The organism is Corynebacterium glaucum, assembly GCF_030408855.1.
Classification (GTDB): domain Bacteria; phylum Actinomycetota; class Actinomycetes; order Mycobacteriales; family Mycobacteriaceae; genus Corynebacterium; species Corynebacterium glaucum.
On record NZ_CP047358.1, the window covers coordinates 1,251,255 to 1,274,371 of the forward strand.

Consider the following 23,117-nt stretch of genomic DNA (forward strand, 5'->3'; position numbering starts at 1 on the left):
ATTCTCTTTGGTGCTACTTAACAAGTGACTTTAGGCACACAAGAAACCGCCCGGTGTCAGGCTCTGGGCCGGTCACCGGGCGGTCAGTGGGGAAAGGAGCTATTGCTTATCGACGCTTGCGTTGCCCCGCGCTAGGCGCTGCTCCAACTGGCCGGTGGTGGTGACCAGGTTGTAGCGCCGCGGGTTGATCGCGTTGAGCAGCCACGTAAACGAGGTGACAACGCGGTTTCGCAGGCTCTGGAGGAACTGGACGTGGACGAACAGCCACATCAGCCAACCGATGAAGCCGGTGAACTCGACCTTGCCCATCTTCACCACAGCATTGAAGCGGGAGATAATCGCCATCGAGCCCTTGTCGAAGTAGGAGAACGGATCGCGATCCTCCGGAGCAACATCGTGCTCGACCTGCTCCTTGATGATGCGCCCTGCGTACTCACCGGACTGGATCGCCACCTGAGCCACACCCGGCAGCTTGTTCAGTTCCATCATGTCGCCGACAACGAAAACGTTGCGCAGCTCGCCCACGGTGCAGTCCGGGTTCACCGGTACCTTGCCGTTACGCGGCACCTCAACGCCAGCCTGCTCCGCGATGACGCGGCCGAGCGGGGAGGCCTCGACACCGGCGGACCAGATCTTGGTCTCGGCCTCGACAGTCGTCTCTTCCTCGGTCTTCGTGTTCTTGTAGGTGACGGACTTCTCGTCGACGTTGGTGACCATCGAGTTGAGCACGATGGTCACGCCCTCGCGTTCGAGCTGGCGCTGTGCCTTTTTGCCGAGGCGCTTGCCGAACGGCGGCAGAACCTGCGCCATGCCGTCGATGAGGACGATCTTCGCGGAATCGGGGCTGAACGAGTACTCACCCTTCTTGAACGAGCGGTGGGCAAGCTCCGCAATCTGGCCAGCCATCTCGACACCGGTCGGGCCGGCGCCGACGATGACGAAGGTGAGCAACCGCTCGCGCTCTTCCGCGGAGTCGGTGAGCTCGGCACGCTCTAACGCGTCCATGATGCGGGCACGGATCTCAAACGCGTCATCGAGCGTCTTCAAACCCGGCGCGAACTCGGCGAAGTGGTCGTTGCCAAAGTAGGACTGCCCGGCACCAGCGGCGATGATCAGAGAGTCGTACTCGTAGCGGTACTCATTATCCTCATCCACAGCGACGACGACCTGTGCCGAAGAGTCGATGTCCTGCACATCGCCGCGCACCACTCGGAAATTCTTCTGACCGCGAGTGAGCTGGCGAAGCGACACACCGATCTCGCCGGAGGAAAGCAGGCCGGTGGCCACCTGGTAGAGCAAAGGCGGGAACAGGTGGTGGTCGGTGCGGTTGATCAACGTGATGTCCACGTCTGCGTCCGCGAGCTCGCGAGCAGCGTAGAGGCCGCCGAAGCCGGCACCGACAATCACAACGTGGTGGCGGTTACCAGCAGGGCGAAATGGCTTGTCTGCCATGGTTTTGGATCTCCTTGGAAACAACGAATCAAAATACCCTCGTCGATAGTACGCCCCTGAGTGGGATTCGCCACAGGCGCCCTCGACGTGGCTAAACGGTGTCACCGTGCGTGGGCGCTAGCATGAGCCGCGTGACAGGCAGAGCGCGACCGGGAGATCATCTAGCTACCATCGACCCCGATCGATGGCCTGGGATTGCCACTCTTCCGGACGTTGCGACGACCACAATGCGCGCGCGGCGGGCCGAGTCGACGTTCGCGCGGGCGGTCAGCGCCGCGGGCCTCACCTTCGACGGGAACAATGCCGATCTCATCGTCGACTATGCGGAGCTCTTCTCCCGCATTGCGGTTAACGGTTGGGTCGGGCTTGCGGAAGGCTACCTGGCAGGAGAGTGGCGCACCGCCTCCTCGCATAAGCTTGTCGACGTCTTGGCAGCGCTCATTACCGCCAACTACCGCCCTAAAACCATCCGTCTCAAACCGTCGAGTGGGGCCAGTAGCGGGGAGCCTCCAGCGTCGCTCGTCGCGCACTACTCGGGTGACGGCATGAGTCCGTTCCAGGGGCATTTCGCCACCGGTGTCCCGACCACTGAGCGCGTCATAGTGAAATCGTGGGCGCGCGGGGCAGGCAAGCGGAGTGAACCCGCGCGCCACTACGTGGACATCACTGAGTTCGGCGCCCCGCTGAATACGATGCGGCAGGACCTTGCTGACGCCCAGACAAGAAGTGCGGAAATGCTCCTGGAGGCGGCTCATACGCAGTCAGGCACGCATCTGCTTGTGTCTCCTGTACCGGGTGGAGCGCTACCACTCGCCGCAATACGGCTCGGTGCCACCGTTGATTGCGTGGTGTCCGAGACAGGCGACGCACGGACGCTAAAGGAGTTACTCGTATTTGCCGGCGCAGCCGACGCGGTGCGAGTCATGAGCCCGGATGAACTCAACTCGACCGTTGGCGCATTCGATGCGATCATCTCGGCCGAGTATCTGGAGACGTTGTCGCCCCGGAGCAAGGCCAGCTACTTGGCCGGTATCGACGCTGTGCTCGCACCCGGTGGGCGAGTGGCCATGCAAACCATTGTCCGCACCGAAACAATGACCCCGGCGGCGAACGCCGCCCTTGAAAGCCTGCGCGCGTACATCTGGCCCGGCTTAAGCTTCGCCACGCCGGAGGAGTTGGCGAGGCTCGTCGACCGCCATACTGGTTTGCGTGTGATCTCCGAGACGCGCGCGCCCGAGCACCTCGTGGCGTCGCTGTCGCTGCAGCGCACGACCTTCGACGGCAGAGCTCGTGATGCCGCCGCCGACGGCTTCGACCCCGTGTACCGCAGGCTGTGGACCTGGCAGTTCGCGCTGCGCGAAGCGCTGGCACGCCTTGGCATGCTCAACCTCACGCAGCTGACATTGGTCCCGCGGAGTCGAAGGGGCCGTCGATAAGCAATTGCTGGCTAGGCGAGAGAGGTTTGCGGACGCGACGCGCGCTCGAGCACGGCGGCGATGGACTCGGAGGCAGGCCACCCTCCGAGTTAGTTGACATAATGTACATTATCGGACAAATATCCGTATTGAACCATGTGCCGGCATGGCCCGCAGTAAGGCTGTAATTACGTCAAGTGACGTTAATAGAGATTTATTTACCCATGTTGATGCGGATGTTGATCTCGCCTTCCTCGGCGATGGTCGCCGCGACGAAATCCGGCGTTTCCACCCCGTAGTCCAGGCGGTTGACGTGAATGTCGCCGGCTACGAGCAACCGATCGCCGGAACGAGCCACATCAAACGTCTCGGTGATCTCGTTCGTCTCGTCCATGATCGTGAGATCTCCGGTGAGCTCAACCTGTGCGACTGAGCCATCCGCAGGCACGCCCGAGAGATCCGCCGGCTCGGACACCTGGAACGTTGCGTTCGGATACTGGTCCGTAAGAAAGATCTTGCGGCGCACGTTGTTATCGCGCACATCGCTATCTGAGGTGATCGTCGTCATGTCCACCTCGATTTCGCCTGCGGTAAGCGTTCCGCCCTCGATAGTCACCGTGCCGCTGACGCCCTTCGTCGACCCCGATGTCGTGCGTCGCTCGCCGGGCAGCACTTCGTCGAAGGTAAATCCAGCCGATGAGTGATTCGTTCCCGGTCGGTTGGTTACTGTCCACTCGCCGTCGATGTCTGTGCTCGCGGGCTTCACGGATTGGGCATCAATCCCTTCGGTCTTCACGCCGCCGCCTCCGAACAGGTTGAGCATCAATGGCACCATTGCGACGAGCACGGCGACCACGATGAAGATTGAACCGGCGACCACAAGTGCCGTGGTTTTTCGTGACCGTGCATTCGGCTTCGCTGCCATGAACCATCTACCTCAGTTTCTCGATCTGGAGTGCCATTTCGACTAATTCGTCACACAAGTGACGAATTTCAGCGGCATCCGCGTCCTCTTCCGCTGCCGTGCGGACATCTTCTGCAGCGCACCGGAGTTCATACAACTCATCACGCAGTGCCGCAACGCGCTCGGGCCGCAAGATTACGGATCCCTCCGCAACACCGGTACCCGCAATGTTGTGGCGCTGCTCGTAGGCGCGCTGCTTGCAGGAAGGCCCGCAAAACTTTCGGCGTCGACCTCTCCCCTGCTGTTCAGCAAGTTCTTTGCCGCACCACTGGCACACTGGAGCGGGCCGACCAGAAGTATTCGCGTAACCCGCCATGCCCGAGAAGTCTAATACACCGTTTCAGAAAAGCCCCATCTCAGGGAACAAAGCCGGACCGAGCATCGTTATACTGTATCGACCGCACTTTTCGTGTACCGAGGGAAGGAAGAGCAGACAGCATGGCTGATCGGGTTTTGCGCGGAAGCCGCATGGGCGCAGTGAGCTACGAGACGGACCGCGACCACGACCTCGCACCGCGCCAGATGGCGAAGTACCGGACCCCCAACGGCGAGGTGTTCGAGGTACCTTTCGCAGACGACGCGGAGATTCCCGAGGAGTGGATGTGCAAGAACGGCCAGGTTGGCACCCTCATGGAGGGTGAAGGCGTTGAAGCAAAACCAGCCAAGCCGCCGCGGACCCACTGGGACATGTTGCGCGAGCGCCGCACCATCGAGGAACTCGACGTCCTTCTCGAAGAGCGCCTCGAGCAGCTTCGCAAGCGCCGCCGCAACGCTGCGCGCATTGCCAAGGAGCAGCAAGAACAGCAGGCTGCAGAAGGTTCGAACGCCTAGTACGCACCCTGAGCACCGAGAGAAGCCGGCGCCCGGTAAAGGCGCTGGCTTTTTGTATGCGGCGTTCTGCTAGCGCCTCTTGCCGAATAGTCGGGAGTTCTGCATCTCGTGCTTCGCCAGCTTCGAGAACTCGGAAACCATGCCCACCACAGCCTCCGGCACCTCGTTGATTCGCTGTCCTAGCTTTGGCAGGCCGGAGTGGTCGTACTCGTACCGAGCGAGACCGCTCATCTGCTTCGCCATCTCGGCAATCTTGCTCGCCTTGTCTGCGACGCCCCACTTGGTGACCTCCGTGAGTGAGGCAACGGCGAAGCTCGCGTCCAGCTTGGACTTGCCCAGCTTGCGATCCTCAAAAGTGACGGGAACTTCACGCACATCGAAGCCCGCATTGATCGCCCGGTACGCCAGTTCGGCCTGGAAGATGTAGCCCTTGGATGACAGCGCGTCGAGGTCAATCCCTTCAAGCACCTCCCGGCGCATCGCGCGGTACCCGGCGGTCATATCCAGCACATCCTCACCCAGCGCCAAAGCAATGTAGCGGTTGCCGAACTTGGACAGCAGGAGGCGGCGCTGCGGCCAGTTCTTCACTTCCCCACCCTCGACGTAGCGGGAGCCGATGACCAGGTCGGCGCCGGCCGCGATTTCGTCGAGAAGCAACTCGAGCTCCTCTGGCGCGTGCGAGCCGTCCGCATCCATCTGGCAGATCACTTCGTACTCGCGCTCCAGACCCCAGCGGAAGCCAGCGCGGTACGCGGCCAGGAGACCCTCCTTTCCGCCGCGGTGCAGCACGTGCACTTCCGGGTGGGCGTTCGCAAGCTCGTCCGCCTTCTCGCCCGTACCGTCCGGGGAGTTGTCGTCCACAACGAGCACGTCAACTTCGGGGGTGGCATCCAGAACACGGCCGACGATCAGGGGCAGGTTCTCGACCTCGTTGTACGTCGGAATGATTACCAGGGTCGTCGACACGGTGTGGACTCCTTATTGTTCTTCGACTTAGCCTTCAAGCAGCATACCCGCGACGGGAAACAATGATCGCCCCAACCATGGTTGCAATGCCGAGCGCGACAAGCACCCATTCAAGGGGCGCGCCGATTTTGACTGCGGGTGTGATGCGATCCCGCAGTGGCAGGTCCTCGACCAGACGCGCTGGTTGAAAGATTTCCGAGTGTTGGGACACCGTGCCGTCTGGGTGCACGATGGCGGAGACACCGGAGGTTGCCGCGACGATAACGGCGCGATCCAGTTCAATCGCGCGCATCCGGCTCATCGCCAACTGTTGGTAGGTCATGTCCGTGAACCCGAAGGTGGCGTTGTTGGTCGGGGTTGCCAGCAGTTGCGCACCGTTTCGCACGGCCAGGCGGTAGGCGGGGTCCTCCGCAACTTCGTAGCAAGTGGCAACGCCCACCATGACATTGCCCATGCGCACCACTCCCGGACCATCGCCAGGTTTGAAATCGCCGGCAAGGTCAACGAGATCCGAGAAGTTGCGGAAGAAATCGCGCATCGGCATGTATTCGCCGAACGGCTGCAAGAAGCGCTTGTAGTGGTAGTCCCCTGGCCCGGTCTCCGGGTCGAAAACGACCATAGTGTTGCGGGCGCCGACCTCATCGCGGGTCAGGGTGCCGACGAGCAGCGGTGCGTCGATAGCGCTCACTGCTTCGTCGATAAGCGCTGCGGCGTCGGAATCCATGAAGGGGTTGACATCCGAGGCGTTCTCCGGCCAGATCACGAGATCTAGCGGTGTCCCCGCTGCGCGAGCTTCCTCGCCCAGCTGGATGGTCTGATTGACGTGGTTTGCCAGCACGGCGCGGCGCTGCGCGTTAAAGTCCAGGCCCATTCGCGGGACATTGCCCTGCACCGCTGCGGCGCGAACCTCGCCCGTGGTGCGCGAATCAAGGTTCACACCGGCTCCTGCAGCAAGGCCGAGAAGCAGAGGGAGCGCAACGCACGCCGCGGCAGTCAGGCGCTGCGCTCCGCGAGTGGCGACAAGCGCTACCGCGCCCACCCCGACAAGCACCGCCGCCAAGGTAACCAACACTGGCCCACCCCAGGCCGCAAGATTGGCCAGTGGGCCGTTGATCTGGCCCCACGCCAACCGCACCCACGAAAATCCGCCAAACGGGAACGACGAACGGAGGAACTCAACTGCGACGTACACCAACGAGAACGCAACGAATCCGTAGCGCCACCTGGCCACCAGCACGCCGAAGACACCGGTGATGATCCCGTAGAGCGCCAGCGTGATCGAGAGCGCGACATAGGGCATCGCCCCGACAAACTCACCGATCCACGGCAGCAGGAACAGGTAGCAAAACACGGTGTGCGTGAACCCGAGCAGCGCGCCGAAGCGGTCGGTGGGACGCTCCTGGGCCTCGCCCGCCATACCAAGCGCACGGGTCGCCGAGCGCGGCCACGGCATGAGCACGAGATACAACAGCGCGATGCCGAGCAGCGCTGCCCACCAATAGCCAATCGGCTCGTACGAGAGGTACACCAGCCAGCCGGAAATGGCGGCGAGTCCGAAGCGTAGAAACGCGGTCATGCTCTAACCCTCGCGGTGCCCATTACGTGGGTCGTCGTTTGGCTTCGGACGCTCGTTGCTCTCCATGCGGTACCAGCGCTCGAGTTCGTCCGCGTCGATCACCTCGTGGTCGGGCTGCGATTCGCGCTGTGCGGCACCGGACGGCTCGCCGGCGGTGTTGCCGGGCTGGGTGAACGTCCCGTAGCTCGTGCGCCGCTGCGACATTGGCGAGGATTCGTAGAGACGGACGCTGAAGTTCTCCATAGATTGCTGGACGCTGGCGTTCAAACTGCGCCGCATCAGCGCACGAGTGGGTGGGAAGATCATGAGCAGACCAATTGCCGTGCTGACGAAACCGGGCAGCACACACAACACCCATCCCACCAGCAGGATCGCTGAGTCCCCCGCAAGCTTGCCGACGGATGACCGCCCACGCGCCGCAGAGGCAAACGTGGAGCGCAGCGAAAGGTTCGCAGCCAAGATCCCGAACACCATCAGGGCGAATAGCGCGAGAAAGGCCCACCCGACGCCGATGAGTTTGGCCACACCGATGAACGCTAGGACTTCAACGGCAAAGTACGCGAAGAGAAGCAGCGGCATGCGGCTCAGACTACCCGGCGAGGTGACGCACAAGCCATTTCGCATCACCCGCGAGGTGCGTGAAGTACGGCCCAAAATGGCTCAACCCGGTGCGGCCCAGCACCCGCGGGAAGTTCCTGGCCTGCAGCGGCACATTCCAGGCGCGAGCCAAATCCTGCACGGTGGAAAACGGCACAAGGTCGTCGTGCTTTGACGCCCACAGCCGGATCGGAATTCGCAGCGGAGCGCGCAGCCCCAGCGTTGCAGCGTCGAGGTAGGCGGAGGTGGCCGGCAGGTCGTCGAGAAGCTCGGCCATCGGCACCCCGCTGGTCGTCCAATCGCTAGTCGACGCCCAGGGGCGGTGCAGAACCGCTCCGACAGCGCACATGCTCGCCTCGGCGAGCACCGCTTCCACGCCCTTAGCGCTCAGGTGCGGCGCAAGCTCAGCCGCAATGCGAGAATCCGCAGCCATCATTCCGGCGACCGCATACAAGATCACCACAGAGGCCAACGCGCCGTCGACGTGCTTGAGCATGGCCGTCAGATCGGCTGGTGGGGCACCAACCACCGCGGCTAGCGGCTGCAGTTCGGGGGCGTACTCCGGCTCCTCCAGCCACGCACCGACCGCCCCGCCACCCTGGGAGAAGCCCCACATGCCGAGGTTGTCCGTGCCAATCCCCAACTCACGGGCCGCAAGCACCGCGTCCGCCAGCGCACGCGCAGAGGAGACATGGTCGCAATACATCTGCACGTTGCCCTCCGGATCGCGCGGGTGATCGCTCACGACCACGTTGGCACCCGAGGCCAACAGCAGATTGATTGCCGGTTGCTCGTAGGCGGCGATGAGATCTACCGGGCGGCTGCGCACCGCAACCCCCACGGTGCAGGTGTAGGAGGGATCGCAGCGCGGCGCCACACCTTGGGTCGAGGGGGCGAACGCCACCGTCGGCCGCGGCCCGGCCCCTTTCCACGGCGTGCGCGACCGCAACACGACACCGGTCGCGGTAAGGATGCGGCTGCGCCGATCGGAAGTGGCGTAAGAAATCCGCCACGCGTCTGCAGGATTCACCCGCGTCCTCAACCCAACTGGCTCCACCCGAGTCGAATCAAGCAGCGTGCCCGGTCGCAGGCCAGTAAGCCACGTCGCCACCTCGAACTCGGGATCGGTTACGGGACGCTCATGCACAAGCCCCAGCACGAATCCGGCGCATGTCCGCGCCACTGGTCCAAACATCGCAACTACCGCGGCATGTGCCGCCAGATCGGACGCGGCACAAGCCGCATCACCATCGCCAGCACTGCTAACGGGCGTGGGATCCACACGGTTACACTTCGACCGCGCGCCGTGGCTCGCCCGGCGGCCTCCACTACCGAGTCAGCGAGCTGGTCAGGGGCTACCGACATCACCGCCGGCTTCATGCCCGCGGTCATTGAACCAATGACAAACCCAGGTCGAGCCGTAATCAAATGCAGAGCGCTGCCGTGCAAGCGATCCGCCAACCCTTGGCAGAACGCGTCGAGGCCAGCCTTCGTCGATCCGTAGACATAGTTCGCGCGCCTGGCCCGCCACCCAGCGATGGACGAGAAGGCGAAAATCTCACCGTGTTCCATGGCGTCGGCAAGCACTGTGAGCATCGAGACCTGCGCGAGGTAGTCCACCTCGGCGATGCGCACCGCCTCACCCTCGTTCTGCTCCGCACGGGCCTGGTCGCCCAAAATCCCGAACGCCACGATCGCAGTGGTCAGGTACTCTACGGACTCTACGAGCGCACGGTGTGAGGCGAGGTCGGTCGCCTCAAACTCCACCACCCGCACGGATCGGGCTCCAGCATCGAGCAATCGCTTTTCGACGGCACCTTGAACCGCCACATTCCGCAGCGCGGCGACCACATCCCGGCCAGCGCACAGGCGCGTGGCCACTTCCCCGCCGATGTCGCTTGTCGCACCCAGCAGCAGGATGGTGCCGTCGCTCATTTCGCGCCGAGCCCTACCCATGCGCAACCTCCCTCGGCTGGTGGTTCAGCGGGACCGCTGCAGCGGCGCCAAGCTGGACGATGTCCTCGATGCGCATACCCCACCTACCAGGGACGTAGATGCCCGGCTCGATCGAGAAGACCATGCCTTCTTCGAGCACTACGTCGCTGCCGTCGATGATGAATGGTGCCTCGTGCACCGCAAGCCCAATGCCGTGACCGAGACGGTGGGTGAAAAACCTGCCGTAACCACCCTGCGTGATGATGTCGCGAGCAACCGCATCGAGTTCACCGGCGGTCATCCCCGGCCGGGCTGCCTCCACCGCGGCCTGCTGGGCGCGGTGCAGCACCTCGTACGCGGTGAGGAACTCTGGATCCACCTCGCCACCTGCCCCATCGCCATCTGTCCCCTCGGTGCCACGCACCACGTACGTGCGGGTGCAGTCAGAGTGATAGCCCGAATCGAGCGTGCCGCCAATATCCACCACCACCGGATCGCCGGGCTCTAGAACCCGATCCGAAAAGTCGTGGTGCGGGTTCGCCCCGTTGGGCCCGGAGCCCACAATGACGAAGTCAGCGCGAACATGCTGAGCTTTGATGAGTTCACGGAGCTGGTCTGCTACTGCGATCTCAGTCGCGCCGGGCACGAGCAGCTCTGGCACGCGGGCGTGCACCGCGTCGATTGCCTCGCCCGCACGCGTCAATTCGGCGACCTCACCGGCGTCCTTCACCAAGAAGCAGGAACGCACTCCGGGAGAAAGCGCACGAGTTGGCACCCGCGCCTGGAGTTCGAAAACGTGGTCCGCAGTCAGCGACGCACCGAGCTCGACGACACCGTCGCCCACCCACGACTGCACCAAGGCGTACGGGTTGTTCCCATCGCGCCACCCAACGACTTCAACCCCATCCAGCGCGGCCTCATGGCACAGCGTCGCCACGTCCGTCATCGGTGCCACCACCCGGAATCCGCCCGGTCCCGCCACAAACGCGGTCAGCCGCTCGTGCGAGTGCATCGCCGAGCCGGTCAGGTACTCGAACTCCGCGCCGGTGCCCAACACCACTCCGCCAATCCCTGCGGCTGCAACTGCTTCGGCAAGCGCTCGGCGGCGTGTCTCATATACGCCATTGTCGAAATACGGCATGGATTCATCGTAGGTGGATAGACTGCTCTCCGTGCTCCTCTCCCCCGCTCACATCGCCAAGCTCGCCGGCTCCGGCGGATACTGCACTGGCACCTTGATCGGGCCCCAATCAGTGCTCACCTGCGCACACTACTTCCGGTCCAGGGAAGACACCCTCTCGTCCGTCACGTGCCACGTCGCAGGCCAACGCCGCCGAATTGCGCAGCTCGACCGCCTTCCCGGCACCGACATCGCCGTCGTGAAGCTCAGCAAACCTATTCGCGGCATCGACGACTTCCCCACCTTCGGGCCGCCTCCGGGCCCGCTCGCCCCGACTGTCACCCTCGGTTTCGGCGGAGCCGCAGCGCAGCCCGCGGGCCGCGTAGGTCGCTACATCACCTCACTGCCGATCGCCGCGTCGCGCTCGCTCGCCACCATCGTGCGCCCGGCAGGGATCATCCTCAACGCTCCGCGGGCAGTCAAGGGAGACTCAGGGGGCCCAGTGCTTGTCGACGGCCACGTCGTCGCCGTCCAATCACTCATCCTGGAACTCTTCGGCGTGAACCTCGGGATGGCAACGGTTTCGTTGGTGGATGCTGAGGCGGTGCAACGGATCGTCGATAAGCATTGAGCTCTAGCGAACTCTAGTTGCCGATGGCGACGACACCGCGGCGAATCGCGTCGATGGCGCGGTTCGCGTTGCGGCGGATCTCATCCGAGTAGCCCGTGTTGTGCACCTGCTCGAGCAAGTCGATGACCTGACGGCACCAGCGCACAAAGTCGCCAGCGGTGAGTTCGGCGCCCGACTCCGCTGCGGCTGCGAGAGCGTAGCCCAGCGGCGCGCCGGCCGTCCACTGGTGGATGGAGAGCGCGAATCCGGCATCCGGCATGCGGGTGATCGGCAGCTGGTGGCGCTGCTCGTCGGAGACCAGCTCGTTGTAGATGCGCATGGTCTCATTCATGGCGTCCGCCATCGCCTCGGTAGCGACCTCCGGGGAGCCGCCTGTGGCCTTGCGGTTCTCAAACACCACCATGGAGGCAACCCCGGCGAGCTCGGCGGGGTCGAGATCATCCCAGATACCCCGCTTGAGACATTGCGCGACGAGCAGGTCGGAGACGTTGTGGATGCGTGCAAGGCGTTCGCCCTCGTCGGTCACCTGCGGCTCGCCGTCGATGACCTCGACGTAGTCCATCTCGGTGAGCAGGCCGATGATGCGCTCGAAGGTACGACCCAACGTGTCGGTCGACGCGTCGACGCGGCGCGAGAGCTTTGCCAGCTTGCGCTCCTCGCGCACCAGCTCCTCGCCGACGCGGGCGAGCATCTCGCGGTCCGTGGCTGGCCAGTGGTGCACGGGGTGGTTGCGGATCGCCTCACGCAGCGCGAGCACCTGCTTGTTCGGGCGAGTGCGGGCCTGCGTGCGCATTTTCTTCGGGGCTTTGAAGTTGCCTCGGCGCAGCATGTCGACCACCTTGCGGGTGTGGCGGCGCGGCTGGTCTTGCATGTGTCGAGGCACCTTGATGCGGCCGACCGGGATCGGCGGGTTCTTGAACGCGTCGGCGCTGATGCGGCCCGACCAGCCCCGCTCCGTGGTCACCCACGGGCGCGGGTCCTCGGGTTTGCCCGCCGGTTGGACGACGGCGGCGAGCTCCGGATACTTCTTGCCCGGAATGGCGATGACTTCGCCGACCTGCAGGCGCGCAAGAATCTTTCGAGTCTCTACCTGGCGGTCTTCGACGGACTCGCGCCGGGATTCCTTTTCCGCTTCGGTGAGATCGCGGCGGAGTTCGAGGTACTCCACCAGCTCGTCGGCGGGGTTCTCGCCCGGGCTTGAAGGCGGTGCGAAGGAAGCGATGTCACGCTCGAGCTGCGTGCGAAGCTTTGCCACCTTTGATTCAAGACGTTCGATGTCGCGCACCTCGCCGACCACAGAGCGGTCGGTTTGGAACTGCGCGAAGGACTGCTCAATGAGGCGGATTGAATCGTCGAAGCCATTCATGCCCAGCATGTTGATGGCCATGTTGTATCCCGGCGTGAACGGTGAAATCAGCGGGTACGTGCGGGTGGAGGCAAGACCCGCAACTTCGCGCGGATCCATTGCTGGCGCCCACTGCACTACGGCGTTGCCTATGGTGTCGATGCCGCGTCTGCCCGCGCGTCCGGTCAGTTGGGTGTATTGCCCTGGTGTGAGGTCGACGTGGGCTTCGCCGTTGAACTTGATCAACTTCTCCAGCACCACGGTGCGTGCCGGCATGTTGATGCCCAGCGCCAACGTTTCGGTGGCGAAGACCACCTTCACCAGGCCGCGGACAAACAGCTCCTCCACGATGTGCTTGAATGCTGGCAACATACCTGCGTGGTGGGCGGCAAAACCCCGGGTCCACGCGGTGCGTAGCTGGCGGTAGTTGAGCACATCGAGATCCTCGGCGGGGATGTCGGCCACGCCGTCGTCGATAATGTTCTTGATCTCTTCTTGCTCTTCGGGTGTGGTGAGCTCCTTGCGAGAGCGCAGGCATTGGAACAGCGCTCCGTCGCAGCCGGCGCGCGAAAAGATGAAGATGATGGCGGGCAGCATGTCGCGCGATTGCAGGGCTTGCACCACCTCGGGGCGACCGACAGGGCGGATCCGGTCCTGGCCGCGCTCGTGACCGGAGCGGCGCCCGGCGGCACGGGAACGGAAACCCCTGCCTTCCTCAAAGTCGCGGCGCCCCTCGTCGGCGCTACCGGCTTCGATGCGCGCGATTGCGTGCTCGAGTTCGCGGTTGACGCGCCCATCGGTGCCCGGCTCGAAGAGCGGGAACACCTTGCGCCCGACCATCATGTACTGGCTTAAAGGCACCGGACGGTGGTCGGAGACTATCACCGCCGTGTCGCCGCGCACCGTAGCCAACCACTCGCCGAATTCTTCCGAGTTGGACACCGTTGCGGACAGTCCGATCATGTTCACCGAGTCGTCCAGGTTGAGGATGATCTCTTCCCACACCGCGCCGCGGTCGAGGTCCGCGAGGTAGTGGATCTCATCCATCACCACATGGCTGAGCCTGTCGAGCTGGCGGGACTCGGCGTAAATCATGTTGCGCAAGACCTCGGTGGTCATCACAACGATCTCGGCGGAGCCATTGATGCTCACATCCCCGGTGAGCAGCCCAACTGCGTCCTCGCCGTGCGCGGCAACGAGGTCGTGGTACTTCTGGTTGCTCAGCGCCTTAATCGGCGTGGTGTAGAAGCACTTTGTGCCGCGAGAGAGTGCGAGTGCGACCGCGAACTCCCCCACCACGGTCTTGCCGGAACCGGTCGGTGCGCACACCAGCACGCCCCGATCCGCCTCCACGGCCTCGCAGGCTTCAATCTGAAACTGATCGAGCTGAAAGCTTTTCGACGCCGCGTATTCTGCCAAGAAGGGAGCTGACATGCTCCCTAGAGTACGTCGTCGAATTGGCCGCCGTACTTGGAGGCGGTGCGCCACTCATCCGCCGGACGCTTGGATGCGCTGACTGGCTGCGGAGCAGACACTGGCTCAACGCTCACCTTCGACGATGGGCCAAGGTCGGCCGCAGAGGACGCCCCAATGGGCGCCGCGGGCTCAATGGAGCCGGATGCGCCGATCGGTCCGGAGGCGGTGACTGGACCGGACGCCTCCTCGTCGTCCAAGTCCATCCAGTCCGGGCGTTCACGATTCCGGCGTTTGTCGTTGAAACGGCAGAACTGGAAAGCGATCTCGACCAGCAGGCACATGGACGCGCCGAGCACCACCATTGAGAACGGCTCCTGGCCCGGCGTCATGAACGCTGCGAACACGAAGAGCCCCACGCAGATGAGGCGGCGCTTGCCCCGTACATGCTCATATTGGAGAAGGCCCGCGATGTTGAGCATGATGATGATCAGCGGCAGCTCGAAGCTCACCCCGAACACGATGATCAGGCCCAACAAGAAGTTGTAGTAGCTCTGACCCGTCAAGGCGCTCACCTGCACCTCAGAACCCATGGTCATGAGGACGTATAGGCCCTGGTCCAGGATGAAGTAAGCCAGTATCGCTCCGGCCACAAACAGAAACACGGCGAAGAACACGAACGAGAATGTGTAGCGCTTCTCGTTCTCGTGCAGGCCCGGGGTGATGAAGTTCCAGATCTGCAGCAGCCAAACGGGCGACGACAGGACGAGGCCTGCCAACGCGCCCACTTTGAGGCGCAGCATGAACATCTCGAACGGGCCGGTTGCGAGAAGGCGGCATTTCTCGTCGCCAGTGAAATCGGCGCGGAGCTCCTGCGGCAAGTTGCAGTACGGTCGGCGGATGATTTCGCCCAGCGGCATCATGCCCGGCGGGGAGGTCTGGTACCAGATGAAGCCGATGATGGTGCCGATGACCACCGCAATGAGCGAGATAACAACGCGCCGCCGCAACTCTTGGAGGTGCTCAACGAGCGTCATCTCCCCTTGCGGGTTCTTCTTACGCTTGCGCTGCTTTTTAATGCGGCCCGGCTTTCCAGGTGTGGCAGCGCGCGCTGTGGTGGGAGCGTCCTGGCGCGCCATGAATTATCGCCGCGGCTGGTTTTCAGGGCGATCCCAGAAGTCCTGCTGAACCGGGTTCTGAGGGGAGTTCTGCACAGTGCTGCGGGTCTCCTGCGAGTACGAAGCCGGCGGCAGCTCAGACGGGCGAACCGGCTCCGGACGCACGCCGTCAGCACCCATTGCAGTGTCCTCCATGTCTTCCTTGCGCATCTCCTTCACTTCAGACTTGAAGATGCGGGCGGAACGGCCCATCGATCGCGCGAGTTCCGGCAGCTTGTTCGCACCGAAAAGCAGCAGCACAATCGCAAGAATGATGAGAATTTCAGTAGGCCCGAGATTCGGCATTTGGCTTCCCTTCCTCAGCTTTGGATGCCGGTCGGATTATCCTAACACGCGCAAAGCGGCCCCTGCTCGGTGACGAAGAGCGTCCGCGAGCTCCTGCGGCTGATCTAGTACAACCCGGTCAGCTTGACCTAAGCAGAACCGAATTAGCCAGTCCCCGTTGCCGTACGGCAGAGTTGCCCTTACCCACTGGACACTCGGGTCAGCCAACTCATCGGGATCGAGTTCCAAGTCCCAGTAGTCGGCCAGCCACGTTGCATCGCGCCGGACCCTTAATTGGGCGAGCTGGCTATCGAAGCCGCCGAATGGGTCAGCTTGATCGAGCGCTGGCGCCTGCGGGTGCTGCGTGGCCAAGGGGGCGTCGATAAGCAATGCTTGCCTGATTCGATCAAACCGGTAGCTCTTGAGGGTGCCGTCGTCCCAGGCGCGGAGATACGTCTGGCCGTCGTGGTGGAACGTGTCCACCGGGTCGACCTCGAGCGTGCGCGTCTGGTCGGAGGTCAGCGAGTAGTAAGTGAGCTCGAGCTGCTTGCGTTTGGTGATTGCTTCTTTGATCAGTGCGGCGGTGGCCGCATCGCCGGTGTGGCGGGCATCGCCGACGGCTCCACCGGTAGTCACGGCACGAATTTTCCGCGCGGCGGAAGCGACGGTCGCCGGGTCGACGAGTCCAGGCATGGTTTCCAGCGACTCCAGCAGGAGGAGCAGCGCGTTGGCCTCGGTCGGTGTGAGGCGAAGCGGCTTGTCCAACCCCTGGTTGTCGATGATCTGGACATTCGTCCAGTCGTGGTTGAGGTCAATCATCTGGCCACCGTGCTTGCCCACGCCGGAGAGGTGCAGCATGTTCAAGTCGTCGCGAATCTGGCCGGGTTCAAGTCCAAGGTCGACGGCCATCTCCATGATTGTGGATTCGGGGTGCTTTTCCACGTAGGCCAGCAGGTTGAGCAGCCGAACCACGCGCTCGCGGCGCTGCTGCTTGGCGGGTGGGGTCTGCGTCATCGTTCTTCCTCCCCTGCGGCGCGTTTGAGCAAGCCGATCACATCTGCGCGCACATCTTCTGGTTCGATCGCGCGCACGTCCGCGGCGAGGCTCGCAACGGTGCGCACCAGCCAGTCCCGCTCCGCACCCTCGAGGCGGATCACGTCGCCGTTTCGCGTCCCGCGGGCCGCGAGTTCATCGCCCGTACCGTTGGCCATCGTGACCTCAGCATCCACCACAGCACCGCGCAATTGCTTTTCGACGATCTCCTGCAGGTCCCCGGTCGGCGCATGGAAGTCACTTGCCGCGATCTTGGCCACATCTTCAATGCGGCTGACCCGAAACACGCGCTCGGCAGCTCGATCCACATCCCAGCCAACGAGGTAGGCGCGGTTGTTCAGTGGCACGATCCCCCACGGGTCAATGGTCCGGCGCTGCGTCTCCGCGCCTGGTCCGCGCTGGTAGGTGAAGCTGAGCCGGACGGATTGGCGCACTCCCAGAAGCAGCCTGCGAAGGGTCTCTGGGTTCAGGCGAGTGATGTCGTTGGACACTGCCGCGATCGGTGGGCCGTCAAACGTACGCGTCGCGCCGGAGGCGGCGAGTTTCGTCCACCCCGAGCGGGCCAACGCACCAAGGTTCGCGCCCTGAGTCAGGTCAACGGCAAGCCCGATGACCGACGCCTCCGCCTCCGTGAGCTCTACGGGTTCGAGCGTGTAGTGCTCCTTGTTCAGGCGCACTTCTCCGTTGGTGAAGTGAATCGGGACCCACATCGAACGCAGCTCATCGACGTCTCGCTTGATCGCTAAGTGCAGAGCGTCGGGCGAGCGTCCCTCGTAGCCGTCCACGTTGGCGCCGACCCATTCCGCACTGCGGGGCGTATCAGAGCCCAGCAGCGCGAAGGTCAGGTTGACTTGGCGGCGCACGGCATCAGCATCAGCCACGGTCGTTGTCTCCTGTGGGGCTCGCCTGGTCAGTCTGCAAAGCATCCTCGGATTCGGTGTGTTCCCAGATTGCGGTGATGAGCGCGTCGAGTTCCTCGCTGTCGGTGCTGAACGGATCCGGCAGTTTCAGATGATCCGAGATGGGCTTGCTCACGCGCATGCCGTCCCAGGTAACGCTAAAGTCAGCTCCTGCAGCGCGAGCCTGTTCCAGGAAGCGGCCCCGCAGCGCAGCTCGAGTAGTCTGCGGCGGGAGTTTCGTGGCCTCGCGGATCGCCTCGTCGGTGGTCCAGCGTGCGGCCAAACCCTTGCGCTCCAGCAAATAGAACAGCCCGCGATTGCGGTCGATGTCGTGGTAAGTCAGGTCAATCTGCGCGAGCTTCGGGTGGTCCCAATCCGCGCCGAGCCTGTCTTTGACCTGGCCGAGCAGTTTGCGCTTGATCACCCAGTCGATTTCGGTGTCGATGCTGGAGAAGTCTTGCGCAGCGATTGCGTCAAGCACCCGCTGCCACAGTTCGACGATGCGAGCCATCTCCTCGTTCGGGGTGCCCTCGTCTGGCCGGGATTCCAGCCACTGTTTCGCCGCGTCCAAGGTGGCGCGCTGCACCTCGAGGGCCGTAGTGGTGCCACCGTTCTTCAGTGCCAGCTCAGCCTGTCCGGTTGGGTCCACTGCGATATCCCGGATGGAGGCAATCGGGTCCTCCAGCTCGAAGTCGGGCAAAGCGATTCCCGCTTCCAGCACCTCGAGCACAAGCAGCGTCGCGCCGATCTTTAGCGCGAACGTTGGCTCGGACATGTTCGAGTCGCCCACGATCACGTGCATGCGACGGAACCGGTTGGAGTCGGCGTGTGCCTCATCGCGGGTGTTGATAATCGGCCGCGTCCGCGTCGTCGCTGATGACACCGCTTCCCAAACTTGGTCGGCGCGCTGGGAAATCACGAACTGCCCGTCCCTAATCAGGCCGGCACCGCAGATCAACTGCCGCGTCACCATAAACGGCAGGAGCTGCTTCGCAAACGGTTTGAGCACCAGCTCGCGGCTGATCAGGTAATTTTCGTGAGCGCCGTAGGAGTTGCCACGCGAATCTACGTTGTTCTTGAACAGGTAAACCGTGCCGCCGATGCGATCGCCGGCCAACGCAGCGTTCGCCTCCTCCACCAACTCCTGGTAAATCACCTCGCCCGACTTGTCGTAGTTGAGCAGCTGGGTGACCGAGTCGCACTCCGCGGTGGCGAACTCTGGGTGCGCCCCGACGTCCAAATACAGCCGCGACCCATTGTCAGTGAACACGTTCGAGCTGCGGTACTTCGCCGCGATCGGCCGGAACAGGTAACGCGAGATGTGGTCGGGTGAAAGCACCGCTTCGCCGTCGCGGAACGCAGCGACAGCGAATTCCGTCTCCACACCCATGATGCGGCGCGGGTACACGGGGGCCGCCATCGCGCCTACTGCCCGCCTTTTTGCACGAAGGAGCGGACGAACTCTTCCGCGTTGGAGTCCAGCAGCGCATCGATCTCATCGAGCAGACCATCGGTGTCTGTTGCATCGATCTGCGCCTGACCTGCGTTGAAAGCCTCGTCGCCCAGGTTGTCTCCATCGCCTGCGCCGCCGCCTTGGAACTGTTGCTGCTTAGCCATGCTGCAAGCCTAACGCGCGAACCAGGTCGCGGGCGCTATCTGCCGCATCAATCACGGCTCCAACCTCCGCGCGCGTGAAGGAGTCGATCGTGTCCATCCGCACCATCACCGGCAGCTCATCAACAGTGAACAGCACCGACTGCCAGTTTGCGGCCGCGATCTCCTCGCCGAACTTCTCCGCAACCCTGCCGCGGAAGTACGCACGCGAATCCTCCGGCGGGATCTGCACCGCGCGCAGAATCTCCTCCTCGGAGACCATCGTGCGCATCCGCCCCTTGCGCACCAGGGCGTGATACAGCGACTTTGCCGGGTCGATATCTGCATACTGAATATCAATCAGCTGCAGCTTCGGGTCCCCGATTGCCACGCCACGGTCCACATATCCCTTGACCAGGGCCCACTTCGCGCTCCAATCCAGGCGGTCAGCAGTCGAAAGCGGGTCGCGCTCGAGGTCATCAAGAATCTCGCCCCACAGCTCGAGCACTTGCTTATCGACGGCCCTTTCCCCCGCGATTTCCGCACACCGCTCGCGATACACGCGCAGGATCTGGATGGCGGTGGCCAAGGTGCCGTCGATAAGCGAAAGCTTATGGGTGCACGAGGGGTCGTGCGAGACTGCCTTGATCTCCCGGACCGGGTCGGCGAGGGTGAGGTCGGAGAAGTCGACGCCGGCTTCGATCGCGTCGATGACCAGCGAGGTCATGCCGAGTTTGAGGAAGTTGGAGAACTGGCTCATGTTGGCATCGCCGACGATGACGTGGAGGCGGCGGAAGCGGTCGGCGTCGACGTGCGGCTCGTCGCGGGTGTTCATGATGCCGCGATTGAGCGTGGTTTCCAGCGAGATTTCCTGCTCGAAGAAGTCCGCGCGCTGCGAGATTTGGAAACCCTCGCGCTCCGATTTCTGTCCGATGCCCACGCGGCCCGCGCCGATGATGACTTGGCGGGTGACGAAGAACGGGATGAGCGCCTGGGTGAGGCGGCCAAAGTCGGTCTCGCGCGAGTACAGATAGTTTTCGTGGCTGCCGTAGGACTGCCCTTTGCCGTCAACGTTGTTCTTGTAGAACTTCACCGGCGGGCACGGCTCATGGTTGCGCAGCACGCTGACCTGCTCGTTCCACAGCTGTTGGATGTCGGCGGCGGCCTGGTTGAGGTAGTAGTCGCCCGCGGCGTCGTAGATCATCGCGTCGAGCGCGTTCGACGTCTCGGGGGCGGAGTACTCCGGGTGGCCGTGGTCGACGTAGAAGCGTGCGCCGTTGACGGTGACGACGTTGGCCACGCCGAGCGCGTTCGGGTCCACCACGGGCACCGTGCGGTAGCGCTGCAGGTCGAAGCCGCGAATGTCGTTCAGCGGCGCTTCCTCCGCGTAATCCCAGCGCGAGCGAGCCGCGGTGTGCATCGCGGCGTACGCCACCACCGCATGGGTGGAGGTGAGCAGAGGGCTTATCGACGGATCCTCCGGAGTCGTAATCCCGTACTCAGTCTCTGTACCCATGAAGCGTGCCATGAGCACCGATGGTAGCTGGTGGTGTGTGGCGGTTTACCAGCCGCGCTCCGCTAGGCGGTGCGGGCAAGTCGGCGACGTTGATGCCGACCATCGCTTCGCCGAGACCGCGGGAAGCGTCAGTGACTGCCTCGATGTCTTGCCAGTTCTGGGTCGCCTTGACCACGGCCTTGGCGCGCGCCTCTGGGTTGCCGGACTTGAAGATGCCGGAGCCGACGAACACGCCGTCCGCACCGAGGAGCATCATCTGCGCGGCATCTGCCGGGGTGGAGACACCGCCGGCGACCAGCAGCGGTACCGGAAGCTTGCCGTCTTGGGCGACTTTCGCCACCAGGTCGTACGGCGCCTGCAGCTCCTTGGCGGCGACGTAAAGCTCATCGCGGTTGCCGTTGTAGATCGCCTGGAGGCCGGCGATCTCCGCGGTGATCTTGCGGATGTGCTTGGTTGCTTCAGAGACGTCGCCGGTGCCGGCTTCGCCCTTGGAGCGAATCATGGCAGCACCCTCATTGATTCGGCGCAGCGCTTCGCCGAGGTTGGTGGCACCGCAAACGAACGGAACGCCGAATGCGCGCTTGTCGATGTGGTTGACGTAGTCGGCTGGGCTTAGCACCTCGGACTCGTCGATGTAGTCGACCCCGAGGTGCTCAAGAATGCGCGCTTCCATGGTGTGGCCGATGCGCGCCTTCGCCATCACTGGGATGTCGACTGCGTCGATGATGCCCTCGATCAGGTCCGGGTCGCTCATACGGGCAACGCCGCCCTGTGCGCGGATGTCCGCTGGCACGCGCTCGAGCGCCATCACCGCGACGGCACCTGCGTCCTCAGCAATCTTCGCCTGCTCAGGGGTGACAACGTCCATGATGACGCCGCCGAGGAATTTCTGGTTCAGCTGTTCTACATCAGACATACCGCTTAGTCTGCCTATTCAACTGGTAGATTTGAAGGGCCAGTTCCATTTAGTTTCTTTGGACCAGTTGATGCTGCTGCACATCTCCCGCGACCACCCCACGCCCATCCCCGCGCAGATAGCCGCGGGCATCCGCGACGCAGTTGCCACAGGCGCGCTTTCGCCTCACGACGCCATCCCGTCCACCCGCGTCCTCGCCGAGCAGCTTGGCGTCTCCCGCGGCAGCGTGGTGACCGCCTACGACCAGCTCGAGGGCGAAGGCTACCTTCTGACCAGCCAGGGCGCGCCGACACGGATCCACCCCGACCTCACCGTCGCAGCACCCCTGCCAGAACGCACCACCGGCTCGCCGCCGCGCAGAGCACCTAAGGCCCGGATCTCGCTAAAGCCCTCGCCTGGCAGCGCGGGCACCATCCGGCCTACCACCTGGCGAAAGGCGTGGCGCGAAGCCGCGGCGGAGCCCGGCAACGCCGTGGACAAGTCCGGTGAGCCGGAGCTGCGCCACGCTGTTGCCGAGCACCTCCGCCTCGCTCGCAGCATGCGCGTTTCCCCCGACCAGATCGTGGTCACCGGCGGCTCCCGCGAGGGGCTTATGTGCGTCCTGTTCGCGCTCGGACCCAGCTTGCGCGTCGGCGTGGAAGACCCCGGGCACCCGGGACTGCGGCGCGTGGTCCCGCTCGGTGGCCACGAGGTCGTGGAGTGCGCCACGGACGCCGACGGCATCGTGGTCGTCGCACTCCCCGACTCCCTCGACGCGCTGCTTGTCACCCCGTCGCACCTCTACCCCTTCGGCGGCGCCATGCCCGCCGCCCGCCGCGTGGAGCTGCTCGAGTGGGCTGCGCGCACCAATACCGTGGTGATCGAGGACGACTTCAACACCGAGCTGCGCTACCGCATCTCCCCGCAACCGGCGCTGTCATCGCTGGCCACCCGAGCGGACGTGCTCACCCTTGGCACGTTTTCCACGCTGCTCTCGCGCGAACTCGCCGCCGGCTACGTCGTGGCCTCACCAGCAACAGCCGAAGCGCTGCGCGAGGTCCGCAGCGTCCTGGGCATGCCGGTCTCATCCGTCACACAGCGGGCCATTGCGCACTTGCTTAACGACGGCGTCGCCCGCCGCTCATCCCGCGCCGTCCACCGTGGATTGGCGCAGCGACGCGAAGTTCTAAACGAGCGGCTTGCCCCGCTGTTCGAAGGCGCCCGACTCGCGCCCGGCGATGGCGCGGACCTCACGGTGCGCTTTGACACAAGCGAAGAGCGGGACGAGTTCGAATCGCGTCTGCTTGAGGCCGGTATTGAGTCGGGGCACGAATCCACTTTGTGGACGAACAGCGGCGACGGTTTGGTGCTGAGCTTTGCGCACCTGAGTGAGAACGATTTCGCGCAAGCCATCGACACGGTTGCCCAGGCAGCCGCTACCCTGGGCCGCGCCGAGAAGTGAACCGGAGGACGG

21 protein-coding genes and 1 pseudogene are annotated in these 23,117 nt (G+C 63.7%); 4 read left to right on the forward strand and 18 right to left on the reverse strand.

Annotation, left to right across the window (positions count from 1 at the left end):
• Positions 1 to 99 precede the first annotated feature (99 nt).
• Complete coding sequence (locus CGLAUT_RS06090; protein ID WP_290186948.1) at positions 100 to 1,452, reverse strand: NAD(P)/FAD-dependent oxidoreductase; 1,353 nt, start codon at positions 1,450 to 1,452, stop codon at positions 100 to 102.
• 122 nt (positions 1,453 to 1,574) lie between these two features.
• Between CGLAUT_RS06090 and CGLAUT_RS06095 the strand changes: the two genes are divergently transcribed.
• Complete coding sequence (locus tag CGLAUT_RS06095; protein WP_095659941.1) at positions 1,575 to 2,888, forward strand: class I SAM-dependent methyltransferase; 1,314 nt, start codon at positions 1,575 to 1,577, stop codon at positions 2,886 to 2,888.
• Between the two features lie 193 nt (positions 2,889 to 3,081).
• Here CGLAUT_RS06095 and CGLAUT_RS06100 read toward each other — a convergent pair whose 3' ends face one another.
• On the reverse strand, positions 3,082 to 3,792 hold the full coding sequence (locus CGLAUT_RS06100) for a YceI family protein (protein ID WP_095659942.1): 711 nt from the start codon (positions 3,790 to 3,792) through the stop codon (positions 3,082 to 3,084).
• Between the two features lie 7 nt (positions 3,793 to 3,799).
• Positions 3,800 to 4,147 (reverse strand): hypothetical protein, encoded by a 348-nt coding sequence (locus tag CGLAUT_RS06105; protein WP_290186951.1) that lies wholly within the window; start codon positions 4,145 to 4,147, stop codon positions 3,800 to 3,802.
• A gap of 122 nt (positions 4,148 to 4,269) precedes the next feature.
• Between CGLAUT_RS06105 and CGLAUT_RS06110 the strand changes: the two genes are divergently transcribed.
• Positions 4,270 to 4,662 carry an RNA polymerase-binding protein RbpA gene (locus tag CGLAUT_RS06110; protein WP_095659944.1) on the forward strand — a complete coding sequence of 131 codons (393 nt, stop codon included), beginning with the start codon at positions 4,270 to 4,272 and terminating at the stop codon, positions 4,660 to 4,662.
• Between the two features lie 69 nt (positions 4,663 to 4,731).
• On the opposite strand, the gene CGLAUT_RS06115 is transcribed toward CGLAUT_RS06110, so the two are convergent.
• From CGLAUT_RS06115 to CGLAUT_RS06140, 6 genes are read right to left on the reverse strand one after another with little or no spacing between them, the layout of a single operon-like run.
• A complete protein-coding gene (locus CGLAUT_RS06115; RefSeq protein ID WP_290186953.1) occupies positions 4,732 to 5,628 on the reverse strand; it encodes a polyprenol monophosphomannose synthase in 897 nt (298 codons plus the stop codon).
• A gap of 34 nt (positions 5,629 to 5,662) precedes the next feature.
• Positions 5,663 to 7,204 (reverse strand): apolipoprotein N-acyltransferase, encoded by a 1,542-nt coding sequence (lnt, locus tag CGLAUT_RS06120; RefSeq protein WP_290186955.1) that lies wholly within the window; start codon positions 7,202 to 7,204, stop codon positions 5,663 to 5,665.
• A gap of 3 nt (positions 7,205 to 7,207) precedes the next feature.
• On the reverse strand, positions 7,208 to 7,783 hold the full coding sequence (locus tag CGLAUT_RS06125; protein WP_290186957.1) for an FxsA family protein: 576 nt from the start codon (positions 7,781 to 7,783) through the stop codon (positions 7,208 to 7,210).
• A gap of 10 nt (positions 7,784 to 7,793) precedes the next feature.
• Positions 7,794 to 8,996 carry a lipase family protein gene (locus tag CGLAUT_RS06130; protein ID WP_290186959.1) on the reverse strand — a complete coding sequence of 401 codons (1,203 nt, stop codon included), beginning with the start codon at positions 8,994 to 8,996 and terminating at the stop codon, positions 7,794 to 7,796.
• A gap of 5 nt (positions 8,997 to 9,001) precedes the next feature.
• Positions 9,002 to 9,757, reverse strand: coding sequence for an SDR family NAD(P)-dependent oxidoreductase (locus CGLAUT_RS06135; protein WP_290186961.1), 756 nt, complete (start codon positions 9,755 to 9,757; stop codon positions 9,002 to 9,004).
• On the reverse strand, positions 9,750 to 10,877 hold the full coding sequence (locus tag CGLAUT_RS06140) for a M24 family metallopeptidase (RefSeq protein WP_290186963.1): 1,128 nt from the start codon (positions 10,875 to 10,877) through the stop codon (positions 9,750 to 9,752). The genes CGLAUT_RS06135 and CGLAUT_RS06140 overlap by 8 nt, the downstream gene beginning before the upstream one ends.
• 31 nt (positions 10,878 to 10,908) lie before the next feature.
• Here CGLAUT_RS06140 and CGLAUT_RS06145 point away from each other — a divergent pair, with 31 nt between their 5' ends.
• The gene (locus tag CGLAUT_RS06145) at positions 10,909 to 11,487 is read left to right on the forward strand and encodes a trypsin-like serine peptidase (RefSeq protein WP_290186965.1); all 579 of its coding nucleotides are present in this window, start codon (positions 10,909 to 10,911) and stop codon (positions 11,485 to 11,487) included.
• A 13-nt stretch (positions 11,488 to 11,500) separates the two neighbouring features.
• Here the strand turns inward: CGLAUT_RS06145 and CGLAUT_RS06150 are convergent, their stop codons facing one another.
• The 9 genes and pseudogenes from CGLAUT_RS06150 to pdxS all read right to left on the reverse strand — a co-directional run bounded on the left by CGLAUT_RS06150 (position 11,501) and on the right by pdxS (position 21,664).
• Positions 11,501 to 14,266 carry a DEAD/DEAH box helicase gene (locus tag CGLAUT_RS06150; protein ID WP_290186967.1) on the reverse strand — a complete coding sequence of 922 codons (2,766 nt, stop codon included), beginning with the start codon at positions 14,264 to 14,266 and terminating at the stop codon, positions 11,501 to 11,503.
• A gap of 5 nt (positions 14,267 to 14,271) precedes the next feature.
• Positions 14,272 to 15,384, reverse strand: coding sequence for a twin-arginine translocase subunit TatC (tatC, locus tag CGLAUT_RS06155; RefSeq protein ID WP_290184036.1), 1,113 nt, complete (start codon positions 15,382 to 15,384; stop codon positions 14,272 to 14,274).
• A gap of 3 nt (positions 15,385 to 15,387) precedes the next feature.
• Positions 15,388 to 15,708 carry a Sec-independent protein translocase subunit TatA gene (tatA, locus tag CGLAUT_RS06160; protein WP_290184037.1) on the reverse strand — a complete coding sequence of 107 codons (321 nt, stop codon included), beginning with the start codon at positions 15,706 to 15,708 and terminating at the stop codon, positions 15,388 to 15,390.
• Between the two features lie 36 nt (positions 15,709 to 15,744).
• Complete coding sequence (locus CGLAUT_RS06165; protein ID WP_290184038.1) at positions 15,745 to 16,701, reverse strand: helix-turn-helix transcriptional regulator; 957 nt, start codon at positions 16,699 to 16,701, stop codon at positions 15,745 to 15,747.
• A complete protein-coding gene (locus tag CGLAUT_RS06170; RefSeq protein WP_290184039.1) occupies positions 16,698 to 17,621 on the reverse strand; it encodes a helix-turn-helix transcriptional regulator in 924 nt (307 codons plus the stop codon). Before CGLAUT_RS06170 ends, CGLAUT_RS06165 begins: the two co-directional genes overlap by 4 nt.
• Complete coding sequence (gene pafA / locus CGLAUT_RS06175; protein WP_290184040.1) at positions 17,614 to 19,059, reverse strand: Pup--protein ligase; 1,446 nt, start codon at positions 19,057 to 19,059, stop codon at positions 17,614 to 17,616. Before pafA ends, CGLAUT_RS06170 begins: the two co-directional genes overlap by 8 nt.
• Before the next feature lie 5 nt (positions 19,060 to 19,064).
• The gene (locus CGLAUT_RS06180) at positions 19,065 to 19,256 is read right to left on the reverse strand and encodes a ubiquitin-like protein Pup (protein WP_290184041.1); all 192 of its coding nucleotides are present in this window, start codon (positions 19,254 to 19,256) and stop codon (positions 19,065 to 19,067) included.
• Complete coding sequence (dop, locus tag CGLAUT_RS06185; protein ID WP_290184042.1) at positions 19,249 to 20,760, reverse strand: depupylase/deamidase Dop; 1,512 nt, start codon at positions 20,758 to 20,760, stop codon at positions 19,249 to 19,251. The genes CGLAUT_RS06180 and dop overlap by 8 nt, the downstream gene beginning before the upstream one ends.
• A gap of 33 nt (positions 20,761 to 20,793) precedes the next feature.
• A pseudogene (gene pdxS / locus CGLAUT_RS06190) lies at positions 20,794 to 21,664 on the reverse strand (pyridoxal 5'-phosphate synthase lyase subunit PdxS).
• A gap of 70 nt (positions 21,665 to 21,734) precedes the next feature.
• Here pdxS and pdxR point away from each other — a divergent pair.
• Positions 21,735 to 23,105: a MocR-like pyridoxine biosynthesis transcription factor PdxR gene (pdxR, locus tag CGLAUT_RS06195; protein ID WP_290184044.1), complete on the forward strand. Its 1,371-nt coding sequence runs from the start codon at positions 21,735 to 21,737 to the stop codon at positions 23,103 to 23,105.
• Positions 23,106 to 23,117 lie beyond the last annotated feature (12 nt).